19 protein-coding genes, 2 tRNA genes and 1 pseudogene are annotated in these 15,774 nt (G+C 68.9%); 12 read left to right on the top strand and 10 right to left on the bottom strand.

Annotated features, from left to right (window positions below; translation table 11 throughout):
• Positions 1 to 141: 141 nt before the first annotated feature.
• The 4 genes from AB0M79_RS16800 (at position 142) to AB0M79_RS16785 (ending at position 3,235) form a co-directional block, all read left to right on the top strand.
• The gene (locus tag AB0M79_RS16800; RefSeq protein ID WP_364213880.1) at positions 142 to 1,206 is read left to right on the top strand and encodes an RNA ligase (ATP); all 1,065 of its coding nucleotides are present in this window, start codon (positions 142 to 144) and stop codon (positions 1,204 to 1,206) included.
• A gap of 52 nt (positions 1,207 to 1,258) precedes the next feature.
• The gene (locus tag AB0M79_RS16795) at positions 1,259 to 2,209 is read left to right on the top strand and encodes a tetratricopeptide repeat protein (RefSeq protein WP_364213877.1); all 951 of its coding nucleotides are present in this window, start codon (positions 1,259 to 1,261) and stop codon (positions 2,207 to 2,209) included.
• Between the two features lie 54 nt (positions 2,210 to 2,263).
• Positions 2,264 to 2,773 carry an NUDIX domain-containing protein gene (locus tag AB0M79_RS16790; RefSeq protein WP_364213874.1) on the top strand — a complete coding sequence of 170 codons (510 nt, stop codon included), beginning with the start codon at positions 2,264 to 2,266 and terminating at the stop codon, positions 2,771 to 2,773.
• Between the two features lie 153 nt (positions 2,774 to 2,926).
• Positions 2,927 to 3,235, top strand: coding sequence for a hypothetical protein (locus AB0M79_RS16785; RefSeq protein WP_364213871.1), 309 nt, complete (start codon positions 2,927 to 2,929; stop codon positions 3,233 to 3,235).
• A gap of 46 nt (positions 3,236 to 3,281) precedes the next feature.
• Here the strand turns inward: AB0M79_RS16785 and AB0M79_RS16780 are convergent, their stop codons facing one another.
• The 3 genes from AB0M79_RS16780 to AB0M79_RS16770 form a co-directional block, all read right to left on the bottom strand.
• Positions 3,282 to 3,794 carry a hypothetical protein gene (locus AB0M79_RS16780; RefSeq protein WP_364213868.1) on the bottom strand — a complete coding sequence of 171 codons (513 nt, stop codon included), beginning with the start codon at positions 3,792 to 3,794 and terminating at the stop codon, positions 3,282 to 3,284.
• Between the two features lie 850 nt (positions 3,795 to 4,644).
• A tRNA-OTHER gene (locus AB0M79_RS16775) sits at positions 4,645 to 4,772 on the bottom strand.
• Positions 4,773 to 5,242: 470 nt separating this feature from the next.
• Positions 5,243 to 5,653, bottom strand: a complete 411-nt coding sequence (locus tag AB0M79_RS16770) for a hypothetical protein (protein WP_364213865.1) — start codon at positions 5,651 to 5,653, stop codon at positions 5,243 to 5,245.
• Between the two features lie 343 nt (positions 5,654 to 5,996).
• Between AB0M79_RS16770 and AB0M79_RS16765 the strand changes: the two genes are divergently transcribed.
• Entirely contained in the window at positions 5,997 to 6,446 is a 450-nt protein-coding gene (locus tag AB0M79_RS16765) for a hypothetical protein (RefSeq protein ID WP_364213862.1), read from the top strand.
• Positions 6,447 to 6,543: 97 nt separating this feature from the next.
• Here the strand turns inward: AB0M79_RS16765 and AB0M79_RS16760 are convergent, their stop codons facing one another.
• Positions 6,544 to 6,990: a hypothetical protein gene (locus tag AB0M79_RS16760; protein ID WP_364213859.1), complete on the bottom strand. Its 447-nt coding sequence runs from the start codon at positions 6,988 to 6,990 to the stop codon at positions 6,544 to 6,546.
• A gap of 130 nt (positions 6,991 to 7,120) precedes the next feature.
• On the opposite strand from AB0M79_RS16760, the gene AB0M79_RS16755 reads away from it, so the two are divergent.
• Positions 7,121 to 7,615 carry an SMI1/KNR4 family protein gene (locus tag AB0M79_RS16755; protein ID WP_364214263.1) on the top strand — a complete coding sequence of 165 codons (495 nt, stop codon included), beginning with the start codon at positions 7,121 to 7,123 and terminating at the stop codon, positions 7,613 to 7,615.
• A gap of 690 nt (positions 7,616 to 8,305) precedes the next feature.
• On the opposite strand, the gene AB0M79_RS16750 is transcribed toward AB0M79_RS16755, so the two are convergent.
• Together AB0M79_RS16750 and AB0M79_RS16745 are read right to left on the bottom strand one after the other, a co-directional pair.
• Positions 8,306 to 8,797, bottom strand: coding sequence for a hypothetical protein (locus tag AB0M79_RS16750; RefSeq protein WP_364213856.1), 492 nt, complete (start codon positions 8,795 to 8,797; stop codon positions 8,306 to 8,308).
• Positions 8,798 to 8,965: 168 nt separating this feature from the next.
• Entirely contained in the window at positions 8,966 to 9,271 is a 306-nt protein-coding gene (locus tag AB0M79_RS16745) for a hypothetical protein (protein WP_364213853.1), read from the bottom strand.
• Positions 9,272 to 9,814: 543 nt separating this feature from the next.
• Between AB0M79_RS16745 and AB0M79_RS16740 the strand changes: the two are divergent.
• Positions 9,815 to 9,973 (top strand): annotated as a pseudogene (locus AB0M79_RS16740) (site-specific integrase); the annotation flags it as partial.
• A 108-nt stretch (positions 9,974 to 10,081) separates the two neighbouring features.
• Here AB0M79_RS16740 and AB0M79_RS16735 read toward each other — a convergent pair.
• Together AB0M79_RS16735 and AB0M79_RS16730 are read right to left on the bottom strand one after the other, a co-directional pair.
• Positions 10,082 to 10,153: transfer RNA gene (locus AB0M79_RS16735), tRNA-Val, on the bottom strand.
• A gap of 60 nt (positions 10,154 to 10,213) precedes the next feature.
• Positions 10,214 to 10,708: a TIGR02611 family protein gene (locus AB0M79_RS16730; RefSeq protein ID WP_364213851.1), complete on the bottom strand. Its 495-nt coding sequence runs from the start codon at positions 10,706 to 10,708 to the stop codon at positions 10,214 to 10,216.
• 403 nt (positions 10,709 to 11,111) lie between these two features.
• On the opposite strand from AB0M79_RS16730, the gene AB0M79_RS16725 reads away from it, so the two are divergent.
• The 3 genes from AB0M79_RS16725 to AB0M79_RS16715 all read left to right on the top strand — a co-directional run bounded on the left by AB0M79_RS16725 (position 11,112) and on the right by AB0M79_RS16715 (position 13,280).
• A complete protein-coding gene (locus AB0M79_RS16725) occupies positions 11,112 to 11,543 on the top strand; it encodes an SsgA family sporulation/cell division regulator (RefSeq protein ID WP_357543764.1) in 432 nt (143 codons plus the stop codon).
• A 429-nt stretch (positions 11,544 to 11,972) separates the two neighbouring features.
• Positions 11,973 to 12,794, top strand: a complete 822-nt coding sequence (locus AB0M79_RS16720) for an AraC family transcriptional regulator (RefSeq protein ID WP_364214260.1) — start codon at positions 11,973 to 11,975, stop codon at positions 12,792 to 12,794.
• A gap of 30 nt (positions 12,795 to 12,824) precedes the next feature.
• Complete coding sequence (locus AB0M79_RS16715; RefSeq protein WP_357543765.1) at positions 12,825 to 13,280, top strand: Rrf2 family transcriptional regulator; 456 nt, start codon at positions 12,825 to 12,827, stop codon at positions 13,278 to 13,280.
• A 16-nt stretch (positions 13,281 to 13,296) separates the two neighbouring features.
• Here the strand turns inward: AB0M79_RS16715 and AB0M79_RS16710 are convergent, their stop codons facing one another.
• Entirely contained in the window at positions 13,297 to 13,812 is a 516-nt protein-coding gene (locus AB0M79_RS16710) for a flavin reductase family protein (protein ID WP_364213846.1), read from the bottom strand.
• Between the two features lie 301 nt (positions 13,813 to 14,113).
• Here AB0M79_RS16710 and AB0M79_RS16705 point away from each other — a divergent pair, with 301 nt between their 5' ends.
• Together AB0M79_RS16705 and AB0M79_RS16700 are read left to right on the top strand one after the other, a co-directional pair.
• Complete coding sequence (locus tag AB0M79_RS16705; protein WP_357543767.1) at positions 14,114 to 14,296, top strand: DUF4236 domain-containing protein; 183 nt, start codon at positions 14,114 to 14,116, stop codon at positions 14,294 to 14,296.
• Positions 14,297 to 14,386: 90 nt separating this feature from the next.
• On the top strand, positions 14,387 to 14,887 hold the full coding sequence (locus AB0M79_RS16700) for a potassium channel family protein (protein WP_364213843.1): 501 nt from the start codon (positions 14,387 to 14,389) through the stop codon (positions 14,885 to 14,887).
• Here AB0M79_RS16700 and AB0M79_RS16695 read toward each other — a convergent pair.
• Positions 14,868 to 15,761: a hypothetical protein gene (locus AB0M79_RS16695; protein WP_364213840.1), complete on the bottom strand. Its 894-nt coding sequence runs from the start codon at positions 15,759 to 15,761 to the stop codon at positions 14,868 to 14,870. The genes AB0M79_RS16700 and AB0M79_RS16695 overlap by 20 nt on opposite strands.
• Positions 15,762 to 15,774: the final 13 nt, after the last annotated feature.

The following is a 15,774-nucleotide window of genomic DNA, read 5'->3' as shown; positions in this document are numbered from 1 at the left end:
CAGGGGTACGACAACTCGGCTCCGTCGTGACAGCCCGAGGCAAAATCGGTGGGTCGTCGACCAGAAGTACGTCAGCATGATCAGCCGGCTCGGCCGAGCACGCCCCGACCCGTCACCGACCAAACCGGAAGGTGTGCCCCCTTGTCCACGTTCAGCGTCACCGCCGAACCACTCACCATCCACCCCCACGACAACGCCGACGCCCTCGAACTCGCCCAGGTCGGGCTCTACCGTGCCGTCGTCGCCAAGGGCGCTTACCGGACCGGCGACTACGCCGTCTACATCCCCGAAGCCGCCGTACTCCCCGCGCCGCTGATCGCCGAACTCGGCCTCACCGGGAAACTCGCCGGAGCCAACCACGACCGGGTCAAGGCCGTACGGCTTCGGGGCGAGCTTTCGCAGGGCATCGTCTGCCGCCCCGCCGCGGTCGCCGGCGAGGACCTCGAAGCCCACCACCGCGCCGGCACCGACTTCGCCGACCTGCTCGGGATCACCAAGTACGTACCGTCGATTCCCACGCACATGGCCGGCGAGATGACCGCCGCTTCCGACCTGATCCGCTGGGTCGAGGTCGAGAACATCCGCCGCTACCCGGACATGTTCACGCCCGGCGAACCCGTCGTCGCCACCGAGAAGATCCACGGAACCGCCTGCCTCACCACCGTCACCGCGGCCGGCGCCGCGCACGTCACCTCGAAGGGCTTCGGCCACCAGCACCTCGCCATCGTCGAGTCCGACTCCAACCTCTACTGGCGCGCGGTCCGCGCCCATGCCGTCGCCGAGGTCGCCGCCGACCTGGTCGCGAAGTTCAGCGCGTCCCGGGTCGGCATCTTCGGCGAGGTGTTCGGCAAGGGAGTCCAGGATCTCGGGTACGGAGCCGACGCCGGCCGGGTTCCGGGCTACGCCGCCTTCGACATCGCGGTGGAGACGCCGGGCGACGGCCTCGTGTGGCTCGCCCCGGCCGAGGTCGCCGACCTGCTCGACGGCCGGCTGCCGATGGTGCCGACCCTCTACGCGGGTCCCTACGACGAGGCGGCGCTGATCGCGCTCGCCGACGGGACGACGGTTCTCGGCGACGGCACCCACATCCGGGAGGGGATCGTGGTGCGGCCGGCCGCCCGGCGGGAGTCTGTGTCTTCTCGGATGATCGGCAAGCTGGTGTCGCCGGCGTACCTGACCCGCAAGGGTGGCACGGAATACGAGTAGCGCCGTGGTTGCCGTTCCGGCCGGGGTGGACCGTACGGCTTAGGGTGCGAACATGACCTTGAGCCCTGCCGCCGCCTCGTCCTCGAACGCGAACGCCCTGCTCGCCGAGACCGTGCGGGCGACGGAGGCCGATCCGCTCGACGCCGCGTACCTGGAAGGTCTGTGCCGTGAGATCGACGGCCGGATCACCCGCGGCGACGCGATGATCGGAATCCTGCCGGTCCAGGCGTACGACGTACTGGTCCGTGGCTATGTCGCCGCGGCGCTGGCCGGCCGGACGGAGGTGTGGACGCTGCTGGGGCAGCGGCTGCTCGACCTGCCGTTCGGGCGGCCACCGGCCCTGCCGTCGCCGCACCCGTTCCCGGCCGGCGAGGACGAGATCCTGGACGCCGCCCTGCGTTGCTTCGCCGAGGCCGCCCGGCACGGCAGTCGCCAGGGCGCGTACCGGTTCGCCGCCGCTGGCCGGCCGGCGGTGCGGCGGGTCGGGCCGTACGCGCTGACGCTGCTGGAACCGCTGCTGGCCGACGACCCGACCGGGGAGGCGAGCTACTGGTCCGGCATCACGCACTACCTGCTGGGCAACGGCGGGACCGCGCTCGGGTACCACGAACGGGCCGCCGCCGCCGGAAACGCCGACGCGATGTTCGAACTGCACGTCCTGTACGGAACCGGGGACACGGTGCCGCGCGACGACGTGGCGGCCCGGCAGTGGCTGATGCGGGCCGCCGATCGGGAGCACCCGCGAGCCCTCTACAACATCGCGGCCGGTCATGCCACCGGCCAGGGATTTCCCCGGGATGAGGAGGCCGCGGCCGGCTGGTACGAGCGGGCGGCGATAGCCGGGAGCCCTCGGGCCGCCGCCACCCTGGGCGTGATGTGCCTGCTCGGCTCCGGAGTCACCACCGACCCGGCCCGTGCCGCGAGGTGGCTCGACCAGGCCGAGGAGCAGGGTTTCGACGTCAGCGGCTGGCTGGAACAACTCGGCCTGAGCCGCCCTGCCTGAACGGGAGCGGCTTCCGGGTGCCGGATTCGCCACCGATCGACACGGAGAGGTTTCTTGGGCGAACACCTGCAGGCACGTGACCTGGAGGAAATGGTCAGCCGATCCAACGGTCAGGACTGGTCGGTCTCCTGGCACCCGGGCGCCAGCGCCCCGGCCGGCCGGTCGCACGGCACCGCCGGAATCTGCGTCACCGCGGATGCCCGACTGGTGCTCATCAGCCACGACGGCGCGCACTGGGGCTTTCCCGCCGGTCGACCCGAGGGCGACGAAACTCCACTGGAGACGCTGCGGCGGGAAGTACTCGAGGAGGCCTGCGCCGTGGTCGGAGACGCGCGCCAGCTCGGCTACTCCCGCAGCCGGTGCCTTCGCGGGCACGAGCGAGGGCTGGTGCTGGTCCGGTCGTACTGGTGGGCGGAGGTCGACCTTCTCGCGTGGCGGCCGCGGTTCGAGATCACGCACCGCCGGATCATTCCAGTGACGGAGGCGACGGACGTGGTTCGCGACCCCGACGAGGCGGCCACCCGGATCGCGCTGCGGGCGCTGGACGAAGCCGGCCTCGGGTAGTGCCGCCCTCTTTCGTTCGCGGTCGGTGCCGGGATCGGACGGATCCGAGCAATCGATCATCGGGAGCGTGGTGAGGGCGGTTCGGCCCCACATGGGGTGTCGGCCGGAACTCCCTGTCTTCCACCACGGTCCAGCAGGTCGTACGGTCGGCTCGTGGATGTCTTCCTACTTTGGCATGTTCGACATGCCCCCTTTACCGACGGTAGACCGACTCGGCACCGGGATGAGGACGGACAGTTGGGGTGGGACGAGCAGGATGGCGATGACCTGAAGATGCTCGGCGTCTATTCCACGGAGCAGAAGGCTCAGGAACGCATCGTCCTCGCACGATCACTTCCTGGTTTCCGCGAGGAGCCCAACTGCTTCCTCGTCGACCGGCACACGATCGACGAAGCCCGGTGGGACGATGGCTTCGTCACCGCTCTCCGCAATGAGCGAGATTCAACCGGCATACGGCGATGACTGGTTACAGACGATTCGAACAAACGTGGGGCGGCCCCGATCCAGCTCACATAGATTTGAGCCCGCCCTCTGCCCGCCAGATCTGAATCTGGTAACGCTCCCTGTTCGAGCCAGATGCCGGTACGGCCGTCAGAGTTGATTCATGTGGCTGCGAGGGGTAAGGGTTTCGGTCTCGCCACGATACCCGGCCCTGGTACCAGCCGGGTCCGGCGCCCAGGGCTCCGAGTTCGATCGCGGGCATAGTGGGCTGGTCGATGAAGACCTCGCCACTGGGGCATTCGAGAAGGAAGGTCTGACCGCCATCCCAGTCGGCTCGAACCGGACCATTCTCCGCTGGATCAGAATCCCATACCTGGAACTCCACCTCGACCACGACTTCCGCTTGGGCGCAATACACCAACAACTGCGAGGTGTCGGTCGCGACAATGGACTCTCGAGCATGCCGGAAGAGGGCGTGTGCGGCACTGAGTTCGGGCTCCTGCAGCCAGTCTCGGAGACTGAAGTGCTGGTACAACGGCAGAATCTCATGCCGCACCTGTTGGATTCTTACCGCACTCATGCCCCAACCTCACCACGGATGCCCCAAAGGCTGGCTGCCCGAGGCGGCGACCAGGCACTTCGAGTCGCCGTCGATTTCGGCGAGCCAAAGTTCGTAGGCCTGGGGAGTCATGTCCACGACGACACCCTACTGGTAATGAACTTCGCCGTTGGGTGCCCGTCGCGATCCCGTCGGCTGGTTCCTCATCTGAACGGCCTGTTTCAGCTCACCAGGGGCAATTTAGTTTGCCGAGTCATCACCTGTCCGCTAGCGTCTAGGACGCACCTCCGATACGAAGACCGGAGATACCTATCTGGCACGAAATGTGCCTCGGTCGCTCAGTTCTCGGAGGGGCACGTACGGGGCGCGCTGGCGGCCAGCCTGTGCGCAGGGTGGGGTTACTTCCATTTCAAGGAGGAACTGCGAGTTCGAGTCTCGCCGACTGACCTGGTCAGGCGTAGTTCAAGTGGTAGAACGCCTAACGTACCTCGTCCGCTTGGTTCTCGGCTGGCCCCCAGTGCGCCCCGCACAACGCCTCTCCTCTGCGAAGAGAAGGGGCGCTCTTCATCCGTGAGGACGGCGACCTCTCGCTTGTAAGTTCTGGGTGCGCTGCGTCCGGCCGGCACTGTCCTCGTCCGCAGCCTCTGGGAACGGTCCACCGATGGCTTTCCGAGGCTGTCCTCGTCTTGACGGGTTGCTGTCGGCAGCAACCCGCATACATGAGTGATGCGACGAACCAATCCGGCCACTCCGGCGATGCGCGGGACGTGTTCTCACGGTTCTGTACCGTGATACTTGATCATAAAAAGGGCTCGGGCATACGAGTTCACTGGCCGCCAGGCCATCACGCCTGGCACCGGAGGACTACGAGCGGACCGGAGGGGATTTGAACCCCCGGTGGGGCATGGCACGCCAGCGGCCCCACACGCCTTCGAGCCGCCGCGCGTGCACGGCATCCGGCATCTCAGCGCTGCAATAACCCGACTCTGCCACCGGTCCACCGACAGTCTGCCCTGACACTGTCAGAGGCGGCCACGGTCACTCCTGTCGCGACTGGGGCTCGGACGATCGCCGCCCCCTGCCGGAGTTCTGCACCCTCGGCGGAGTCCAGGGCGCAACCTCCTACATCACCTGCTCGGTCGTGCAGCCGGCCACGGTGTACGTCCTCCGCAGCAATGAGAACATCTTCGGCGGGTACCTTCCCGGTCCAGGGATCTGGTCCCTGACGGCCACTCCATGTTGGGCCACGCATCACTCCCTGGTCTGACCGGATCTTCGGACGGAACGGGCGGCCACCCAGTCGGGTGGCCGCCCACGCGCACGCGGTATGGATTCCGGACCTGCTCGGCACTGTGCGCCGGTCCACGACGTGTTCGGTTCGCGCCTGCATCTGCGTCCGGACGGCCAGTCGTCGTGCCCCGCAGGCAGCCACCTCGATCCACCATCATCAGGTGACGGCCCTGCACCCGTCACTGGCTGCGATCGGGGCGCCGTACGAATGGGGCCAGCCGCTCCCCCTCCTTGAGGTCCTCCCGCCAGTAGCGGTAGACGAGCCCTGTCACGATCCCGACCGAGGCCGCCGCGACGACACAGGGAAGAACTCCATGAGTGCCCTCGGCGTCAACGTCGAACGCCACGACCACCGGTGGTTCCTCACCGACGTAGCGGCGTACGGTCTCACGCTCGTCGGGGGTGGGCTCCCGGAACCGGGGGCCAGAGAAGCGGGTCGGGCAGGCCAGGTAGTCGACGTCCGTGAAGACCAATTCCAGACCGTGGTGGTACGTCAGGTCGTACCCGGCGGCGAGCCGCAACTCCGACCCGTTCCACCCGAGCACCTCCCAGTCCCACCACGAGCCTTCCGGCAACCGCACGACCGTCACGGCCACGATGGTCCCACGGCCCGGAGGTCACCCCCGGCCAGCGACCTGCACCGGGTGGCTGACCTGGACCTGCCTCGGCCACTCGCCTGCCGACTCAGGCAAACCGAGTTCACCGACGGCCAGGACGAGTTGGATTGGGAACTCCGTGTCCCACTGGCCCAGGCCGACGCGGACGTTCGACCGCGGCGGGGTCAGGTGTCGGCGTCCGCAACGAAATCGACCAGGACACCGGCGAGCGGCGGCAGCGTGCCGACCTGGACCGACGAGACCAGCAACCCCACCATTTTCTGGCGCAGACGTACGCTCGCTCTTCAGCTGAGCGCAACCTGCGTGGAGGTCGACCATGAAGCTGCCGCCCGGCGCCACCGGCTTCAATCCGCCACCCGGACAGCGGGCGGACCTCAGGACCTTCACCGCTGTCTGCCACCACGCCGCCCGCACCATCGACGCAGCCGTCACCGGCATCACTGCGGCCGGCGTCACGCCGAACCACCACACGATCACCATCACCCACGGCCAGCACCACATCGCGGTGATGCGGCACCTCACCCTGCCGTTCATCGCCTTCGCCCATCCCCGAGCCAGCGGCGACGCCACCACCACCTTCGTCGACCATCCCGGCCTCGCCGCCGCCATCACCGACCTGACCGACGCCCACGTCCTCACCGGTGAGCAGCTGCGGACTCCACTGTCACAGGTCGACCTGGACGGGCTCGACGCCGGCGAGCACGACCAGATCAGCTACTGGAAGCCGACCACCGTCGGCGAGCTGCTGTTCAACTTCTGGGACTGACCTATTACACCGGACCGCTCCGGCCAGGCTGATTACACCAGCGCCGCCGGCACCCGCACTGCGCCGATAGTAAGGACTAGCCGCCCGAACCAATCGGTCACTGCGATCTCACGCGTACGGCTTCGGCCCGCGAATGCGTAGCCAGGCGTGCACCCTGGTGGCGATCGAGGAACTCGGTGAGGTCGTCCGACGGCGTGACTTCCGCCAGGACAGGGTCTTCAGGCCGCGAGGAGAACGCCGCCAGCAGCGCCGCCCGAAGCTCATCGTCGAGTACCGGCAGGACGTACGGCGCCGAGGTGCTCCGGTCGAACTCCTCGGGACAGGTACCTCGCAGAAACATCAGGTCGAAGACGCGACGAGCGGGACCGTCCGGCTCCGTGACCTCGAAGGTCGTCAGGATCGTGCCGAGGCGAACGCCGGGCGCGGTTTCCGCGAGGTCGTCCAGGATGGGGGTCTCATGGCCGTTCCACCAGCGTCGCACCTCGTCATCAGGAACGTCATCGACGATCGCGACCAGCCACAGATCCTGGACCCATCCATCCACCCGCTCAGTGTGACGAACCGCCGGTTGCCGCAGTCCGCTGCTGCACGGACAGCAAAAGGGCCACCTTCTTCGATGAAAGGTGGCCCTGATCTGCGTGGGGGAACTGACGCCAACCGACTACCGTCAACCCATGCTCGATCCCGCAACGGTCTTCGACGGTTCCGGCCCGCTGGAGGACCCGCTCACCGACGATGTTCTGCGGACGGTGGAAGCACAGCTTGGACGCCATCTACCCACCGCGTACGTCGACCTTGCCCGTCGACACAACGGCGGCTCGTTCGCCCGTGACGCCCACCCTGCACCCAGCCGAACCTCCTGGGCCGAGGACCATGTTGGCGTGTACACACTGGCGGCAATCGGCCGAACCGCTCGGTTCAGTCTTTGCGGCGAGGTCGGCAGCGCGTTCTGGGTAGCGGAATGGGACTACCCCGACATCGGCATCTACATCGCCGACTGCCCGTCGGCGGGTCATGACATGATCGCCCTCGACTACCGCTCGCCCGGTGAGCCGGCCGTCGTACACGTCGACCAGCAGTGGAACTACCAGATCACGATCCTCGCCCCCGACTTCGAGACTTTCGTGACGGGCCTGGTCGACGAATCCGAGTACGACGTTGACAACTGATCGCCGGGTCCACGATGGTGCAGGGGCGTCGGTCAGCCGTTGAGCGGAACCTAGACGGTGGCATAACCTGCAGCGACATGCCCGACCGCTGGTCACGCCCCACCTTCGACTCACGTCACTCGCCGCATCTTGCCGACGTTTCACTCTGTCTTGTGCACCGCGCGTGCCCGGACGACTCCTTTCCCCCCAGGCAACCAGCACCGCTGCGCGAACTGCTGTTCCGTGGCCCTTGACGTGGGGACGCGGGTCCACCGTCGTCCTTGTCTATTCACTGGCGTCCGTACCCGTTGTCACGGGACCTCCGCACGCGAGGCGTGCGACCGGCGCCCTGGATAGACCCTCGCCGGACCCGGATGCACGGGCATGCACCGGATGGGACCTACCCCCTTCGACCTGAAGGAATGATCATGAGCCACCGACTGGCGCCTACCTGGGCTGCGGGCCAAACATTCCGCTCTTGTCCATGAATGTCCGGCACCGTTCGCACCTGTCGTCACCCAACTCGTCGCTCAGCCTTATCGTGACGGTCAGCTTGGGAATGGTGCCTTGCGTCGACCTGGCGAGCGGCTTGGTCTATGCGCTGGGCAGCCGCGCCGCTGGTCGAGCAAGATCGATCGCTGAGGTTTGAACTGTGCCACGTGCCGGTGTTAACCGCTGCATCGGGCACGGCAACCATTACGACGTACGCCGTCAGCCGATGGCCCGATCTCCCAGCCAGGTTCCGACGGTCAGGCACGTAGCCAACTCGGGCGGTATCGTTTCCTGTCTCAGGACCCACTCATCGCCGAACGACGCCACGACCAGGTCGCAGTGGTCGAACCTCAGCAGGACCCCGCCCAAGGCCGGACGCGTCGCGTAGCCCCGGACGAGAGCAGCGTCTAGCAGCCGATGACCCGGCAGCAGCGCCAGCAGGTCTGGCTTCTGCGCCGGCCCAACGCGCGTCTCACCGTACTCTCCCATGTCGTACGCCGCGTACGGCGCGCTGAACTCGAGAAGCAGCAGCTCGCCGCACCCATGCGCCATGAGCGGCGGCACTTCCTGAAAGTGCAGCCAGAAATGCAACAAGCTCTCCGCATCACCGCCACGCCGGCCGTCGTGCCAGTGCCGAGCCTCCGTGACCGCGACTAGGTCACGACCGATGACCCGGTGCATCAACTCGACGGCTCCAACGGGCTCACCCATGCCCAGCACGCTACTGGGCAAGCTCGACCTGCAGACCAGGCACGGAGACCTGTTCGTCCCGAGAGTGATCAGCCGCCGACGAGTTGGGCAAGTAGCCGGGGTGAGCTGCCGGAGCAGTCAACCATCGTCCGTGGGCGTCCGGCGGCGGCCGCCCCGCTCGTCACCCAGTTAGTCACCCAGCAACGCGGCGGCCCTGCGCCCGAACAGAAATATGACCGCCGCCGACAGGAGGAAGGCAGAGGCGACAACAAGCACAAGGAGACCTATGGGGTTGCTGTCCGACACCGAGCCGCCGACGGCTACGGCCGCAAAGCCCAGAGCCGTAAGCAGGTATTGAACGGCCAGCAATCTTGGGTGACGCATCCGGCGTCCGGGCCAGAGAACTACCACTGGGTTGCGGCGGCTCCGGAGAAACAAGACAGCGGCCATACTGCCGTTCAACAGGACGACCAAGCCGAGCACAATGAGTTCCATGGCTCGAAGCGGGGGCATGAGCATGACGTTACAACGCACATCCACCCTGCTCTAGCCGGCGCCAGCAAGGCCCGCGCTCACCTGCCATCCCGTCTGCCGCCGACCCGCCCGTCTGGAGAGCGGGCCGCCGCCGGGTCGCCACGTCAAGCGGACCTTGACGCGCGTACGGACGCTGGCGGGCCGGGCGGTGGTCTGCTCGGCTTGCCCGGGTCGTCGGCTGGCGGGATGGCCCTGCGCACCCACCCACGGACCGCAACGCGCGGACGGAGCCCCGGCCATCCTGGAGTCGTTGCGCGCCCGCCGGAGGCGCAGTGACCGCGCCCCGTCCGCCGCCGCGACCTGCCGCGAGGACCCGGCGTGCCCTTCCCTGCGCCGCGCTGCTCGGGCGCGGCACGACCGCCTGCCGGCCCCCATGAACCTCAACCGTTCTCGGCGCTATCGTCTGCGACGGCTCGGACTTTCCGCTCTCCGCGCCAGCCGCCGGGCGTGTTGCCTGGCGGTGTGGAGCGACAGCGAAGCGTCGGACGCGCGCCCAGGCGGCAGGAATCCGACCTCGCATTCACCACCCGACATGGCACACCGATCGAGCCACGCAACTTCCAGCGTTTCTGGCAGTCGCGGTGCATCAAGGCCGGGCTACGGCCGATCACCGTCCACAAGGCGCGAGGTACCTGCGCGACGCTACTGGCAGACCTCGAAGTGCCCCTCCACAGGCTGCGACTCACAGGCAACTCATGATCTTGCCTGGAGATCAACAAAAGGCCGGTCAGGATCAATCCCGACCGGCCTTTCACCTGCCTATATAGAGTGTGGGCGATACTGGGATCGAACCAGTGACCTCTTCGGTGTGAACGAAGCGCTCTCCCGCTGAGCTAATCGCCCTCAGCGCGCATGACTGTACCCGATGCCGCCACCCCGGCGCACATCCGGGGCGGCGGGTCGTCAGTTGGTCGCGAGGTACTTCAGGACGGTGGCCACCAGGTCGATGCCGAGGCCGAGCTTGACCGACAGCCAGACGACGACGCTGACGAAGAGGAAGCAGGCGAGCGCGATCGCCCCTCTCACCAACAGCGACTGTCGAGTCACCCAGCGCGTCCAGGCGGTGACGTGCCTGCGGGTGAAGGCGAGCAGGCGGCGGGCCCAGTGGAACTCGACGGCCCAGATCGCGAGGCCGCCGATGACGATGAGCCAGCCGGGGCCGGGCAGCGGTACGAGGATCAGCCCGATGATGACCACGATGGCGCCGGTGACGCCGACGCCGATGCGCAGTGCGGCGCGTCCGGTGGGATTGGACCGGATCAGGTCGAGGGTGGTGCGCAGCCGTCCGCGCCGGGCGGGCGGGTCGTCGTCAACGGCGACGGTGGTGGGTTCCGGCGCGACACCGGGTGACGGGGGCGCGCCGCCGGGCTGGCGGTCACCGCCTTCCTGACGCGGCACCGCATACCTCCACTCGTCGTCGTGTCCCACACGTTTCCCCGCGCCGGTCGGGCCGGCACCTTGTACGGGTGACCGATCGGTGATCTGCCCTGGGGTCGTGTGCTCGATCGAGGATTGTTCCGCAGTCATTTCGCTCCCCAGTGCACCACGGCCCGTCACTCAACAGGACAACTGGACGTTACCGGAGTGAGTCGACGTCTGAACCACCCGACGCCGGGCGGGACCGAGTGCTTAGGCAGAACCGGACATCGTACAAGGATTTTCGCATTCTTGTGATATTTCGGAACCGCCTTCCCACTACTGGGTGAGATCAGCGTATGGCGGAGCGTAACCAGGAGTATCACCTGAGTATGGGAAACGCGAGGCACGCGCGCCTCGCAGCGGTGCCGGGGGGAGTTCGTCCATGAGTGTCATCCGACCGACGACCGTCGAGGTCGAAACGTCGTTGCGGCTCGTCGCGCCTGATGCCACCGCATTGCCGGTGCGTGCCAGTCTGCGCTACGACCCAGCGGACCCGTACGCGGTCCACGTCCTGTTCCACGCCGAGTCCGCCGGCGGCGAGGCGGTGAGCTGGTCTTTTGCCCGAGAGTTGCTCGTCACCGGCCTCGACGAGCCGGCCGGGATCGGCGACGTGCGGGTCTGGCCCTGGGCCACCCCGCGGGGTGACTTCGCCGCGCTCGCCCTGTCTTCACCTGATGGGAACGCACTGTTTGAAGTGCCCCGAAGTGTCCTGGTCCGGTTCCTGCGCCGGACGTACGTCGTCGTACCGCGTGGCCGGGAAACCGAGCACCTGGACGTCGACACGGCGGTCAACCGGTTGCTCGCCGGCCGCTGAGCGCACCACCCGGTCCCCGGAAGACCGGACAAACGGAGCGCCGCGCGGATCTGCCGAATCCGTGCGGCGCCTTTCTGCCAGCCAACTGCCAGAAATCCAGCTAACTGCCAGAAATCCAGCAATCGGTCAGAAGAAAATGGTTTGCCCCGTCGGACCACGGGTAATCCGGGCCAGCGACACGGCGGTCCGTCCGCCGGTCGCGACTGGAAACGGGGGTTCGGCGGTGCGCCGTACCCCCGTCTTCCGTTTCCCGGGGTGCGAACCCGCCCTGGTACGGCTACCGTCGGCGAGATGGTCCGTTTCGGTCAGTCCGACGGCGGCACGCGCTCGACCGCCCCGCTCCCCGGCCCGGCCGGGATCACCACAACTACCCTGCGTGAGCTTCGTTCCAACGGGGCGTACCCGCTGCCGGTGCTGCTCGACCGGCACATGCTGACCCTGGTCACGGTCGGCCACGGCAGCCACGACGTCGACTTCGAGACCCACCCCTGCCGGCCGGGCACGCTGCTACTGGCCCGGCCCGGCCAGGTGATCCGCCTCGGCGACCAGCCCGGACTCGACGCGGTCGTCGTCTACTGGCGGGACGGCACGGTCCACGTCGACGACCCGTACGGGCCGAGCCGGTGGCAGCTCGCCGGCGAGGACGAGGACGCGGTGATCAACGAGGTGAGCCAGCTCGTGGTCGACTGCCAGCGCAACCGCTCCGGTGAGCGGGCCGCCGCGCTGCTGCGCCACCAGCTCACCGTGCTGCTGCTGCGGATCGCGCTGCTCCCGACCGGCGGCGACACCGGCCCGGCCGGCACCGTGATCCCGGCGGGCACCGCCGCGCCGGACTGGACCGTGGCGCCGGAGACCGCGGGCGCGGGGACGTTCGAGCGGCTGCGGGCGGAGGTCGAGCGGTCGTACGCGCAGACCCGCCGGGTGGAGGACTACGCCCGGCGGCTGGACTGCTCGGTGCGTACCCTGACCCGGGCCTGCCTGGCGGCGACCGGCCGCAGCGCGAAACAGGTGGTGGACGACCGGGTGGCCCTGGAGGCCCGGCGGCTGCTCGCGGCCACCGACCTGCCGATCGCCGACATCGGCCGGCGGCTCGGTTTTCCGGAGCCGACGAACTTCGGGCGGTTCTTCCAGCGGGAGGTCGGTCGCAGCCCGGGTGTGTTCCGCGGCGGGCTGCGCCGGCCGGCGGCGGTACGGGTGCCGGGGCAGCGTCGACCGCTGTCGGCCGCGACCCGCTGGGATCCCGTGCCGTGACGGGGTGCGGGTAACCGGCATGATGGTCGCGTGCAGATCTCCGCGCGTGGCGACTACGCGGTCAGGGCGGCGCTCGCCCTGGCGGCTGCCCACCCTTCGCTGATGTCCGCCCAGGCAATCGCCCAGGACCAGGACATGCCTCGCAAGTTTCTCGAAGCGGTGCTCGCCGACCTGCGCCGCAGCGGGATCGTGCGGGCCCAGCGGGGCGCCGAGGGCGGCTACACCCTGGCGCACCCTCCGCGTGACATCACCGTCGGCGCGATCCTGCGCGCCGTCGACGGCCCGCTGGCGGGTGTACGCGGGCTACGGCCCGAGGAGACCCGCTACGAGGGGCCGGCCGAGAACCTGCCCCGGCTGTGGGTCGCGGTGCGGGCGGCGATCCGCGAGGTGGTCGACGAGGTCAGCCTCGCCGAGCTGGTCAGCGGCAAGATGCCGGCCCACGTACGCAAGCTCACCACCCGGCCGGACGCCTGGGAGCCCCGCTGACCGACGGCCGCGTCGGTCACAGCAGGTTGACGCCCGGCCCTTCGGCGAGGCTGGCGTATCGCCCGGCGTGGTAGACCAGCGGGTCGCCGTCGAGGTCGTGCCGACCGACGATCGGCTGGGCGACCACGATCGTGTGGTCGCCGGCCGGTATGCGCTGCACCGGGCGGCAGAGCAGCCAGGCCAGCGCGCCGTCGATGATCGGCACGTCGTGCGGCCCGCGGTGCCAGCCGGTGTGGGTGGCGAAGCGGTCGATGCCGCTGGTGGCGAAGATCCGGGCGACCTCCTCCTGTCCCTCGGCGAGCAGGTGCACGGCCAGGTGGCCGGCCCGGTCGACGGTGGGCCAGCTCGACGAGTCGCGGCCGAGGCAGAACGACACCAGGGGCGGGTCGAGGGAGACCGAGGTGAACGAGGTGGCGGTGAATCCGGCGGGTGGGTCGCCGGCGGCCGTCACGACGGTGACGGACGCGGCCTGGCGGCGCAGGACGGAACGGAACAGATCGGCGTCGACGCGAGCGAGGTCGGCAGCGGTCACGGGATCTCCTCTTGTCCAAGGCGGATCATCTCGGCCCGCTGCGGCATGCCACTCATGCTGCCGCCGGCCGACGGGCACCGTCAACGGCCATCCAGATGGTGGGATTCAACTCCATGAGGCGACCATAATCAAGCCCTGACAGGCGACTCATGACCCAATCTCCTACATGCTAGATAGGTTTTGGAATTGATCGATGCCACACTGTCCAGCATGGCGCACGAAGCGGCGTTTGACCGTTCGACCGAAAGGGAAACTTCGATCCAGCCCCGGTTGAGCAGTCGAATCCGAAGGGAGCACAGCCATGGGCCTGATGTTCCGCAAGCGCAAGAAGTACGGACCGATCATTCTCAACTTCACCGAGAACGGCTTCTCGTCGTGGAGCGTCAAGATCGGCCGATGGTCCTGGAACTCCCGGGCCAGGGCACACCGCGTGGACCTGCCCGGCCCGCTGTCCTGGAAGCAGGACAAGGCCCGCAGTAGATGATCGAAGCCCGGTGAACGGGGTGCCGGCGTCCGCCGGCACCCCGTTTCCGTTTCCGCGTACGCGCCGGCCACCGCGACCGACAATCCGGGCATGGCCCCTCGACCACTGCTCACCCACCCCGCGCTCACCTGCGCCCTGATCGTGGCGATCTTCTACCTGGTGCCGGTCGAGCCCGACGCCGGCGGCGCCCGGCTGGTCGTACGCGGCGCCGCGTCGGCGGTCGTCCTGCTGCTGGTGGCCTGGCTCGTCGGAGCGCAGATCCGCCGGCAGATCGCCGACCCGCGACCCGCCGGTGGCGCCGCCGGACTCGCCGTCGCACTCGTCGGTGGCCTGGTGATCTTCGCGCTCGCCGACTACATCATCGCCATCTCCGGCCCCGACCAGTTCGCCAGCCTGCGGACCAAGACCGACGCGCTCTACTTCGCGCTGGCCACCCTCGCCACCGTCGGATACGGCGACGTGCACCCCACCGGCCAACTCGCCCGGGCGGTGGTGATGGTGCAGATGGCGTTCAACCTGGTCGTGCTCGCCACCGGCGCGTCGATCTTCATCGACCTGATCACCGACCGGATCAGGAAGAAGTCGAAATGACCACGTCACCGGCCAGCCGGCCGTCACGCGGCTCGCGGCCGACCGCCCCGGCGGCCAGCAGGTCGGCGAGCACCCGGTCGGTGTCACCGGACCGGTAGATCGTGGCGGTGGCGGTGAACCGGCGCAGGTCGGTGACGCTCGCCCGCCGTACCCGGTCGAGGTGGGCGACCAGCGCGCGGCGCAGTGGCGCCAGGTCCGGGCCGGGCGTGACGTCGACCGGCGCCGCGTCGGGGTCGTCCGGGTCGCGGTAGCGCACCCCGCCGGCCCCGTCGACCGCCCACAACGCCTCCTTGAACGCGTCGAGCGCCCGGCCGAGCCGGGTGGCGTAGACGACGAGCCACCGCCCGTCCCCGTCCGGCGGGACCAACTCGACGGCGGTGACCAGCGGGAAGCCGGCCGCGGCCAGCGCCGCCCGGTGGTCGTACCCGGCGCTGGCCGCCGGGCCGAGGACCATGAGCAGCTCCCCCGGCCGGCCGCCGGCCACCGCGGCGAGCGTCGCCGGCCCGGGCGCCGGCCCGGTCGGGGCGTCCAGGTACGTCAGCACGGGCGCGCCGGCGGCCGCCGCGGCCTTCAGCGCGACCGGCACCCGGTCGGGACCACCAGGTACGCCGTGCACCGCCATCCCGGGCGACGGCGCGTCGAGCCGGGCGACGACGTCGACCGCGTGATCGGCGACCACGACGACGGTGAGCTGCCGGCCACGCAGCAGGTGGGCGGCTTCCCCGCAGGCGCGCAGCGCCGCCTCGGGGGTGCCGTCGGGGTCACCGCCGTACGCCTGCACGAGGGTCGCCCGGCGGGACCGGTGCAGCGCGTCGGGCAGCCAGTGGCCGAGTTGACGGATGAGCAGGTGACCGGTGACGGCGCGAAGCGGCATGCGTCGGTTCTAC

The organism is Polymorphospora sp. NPDC051019, assembly GCF_040683055.1.
Classification (GTDB): domain Bacteria; phylum Actinomycetota; class Actinomycetes; order Mycobacteriales; family Micromonosporaceae; genus Polymorphospora; species Polymorphospora lycopeni.
This window is presented reverse-complemented; position numbering and strand designations above follow the sequence as displayed.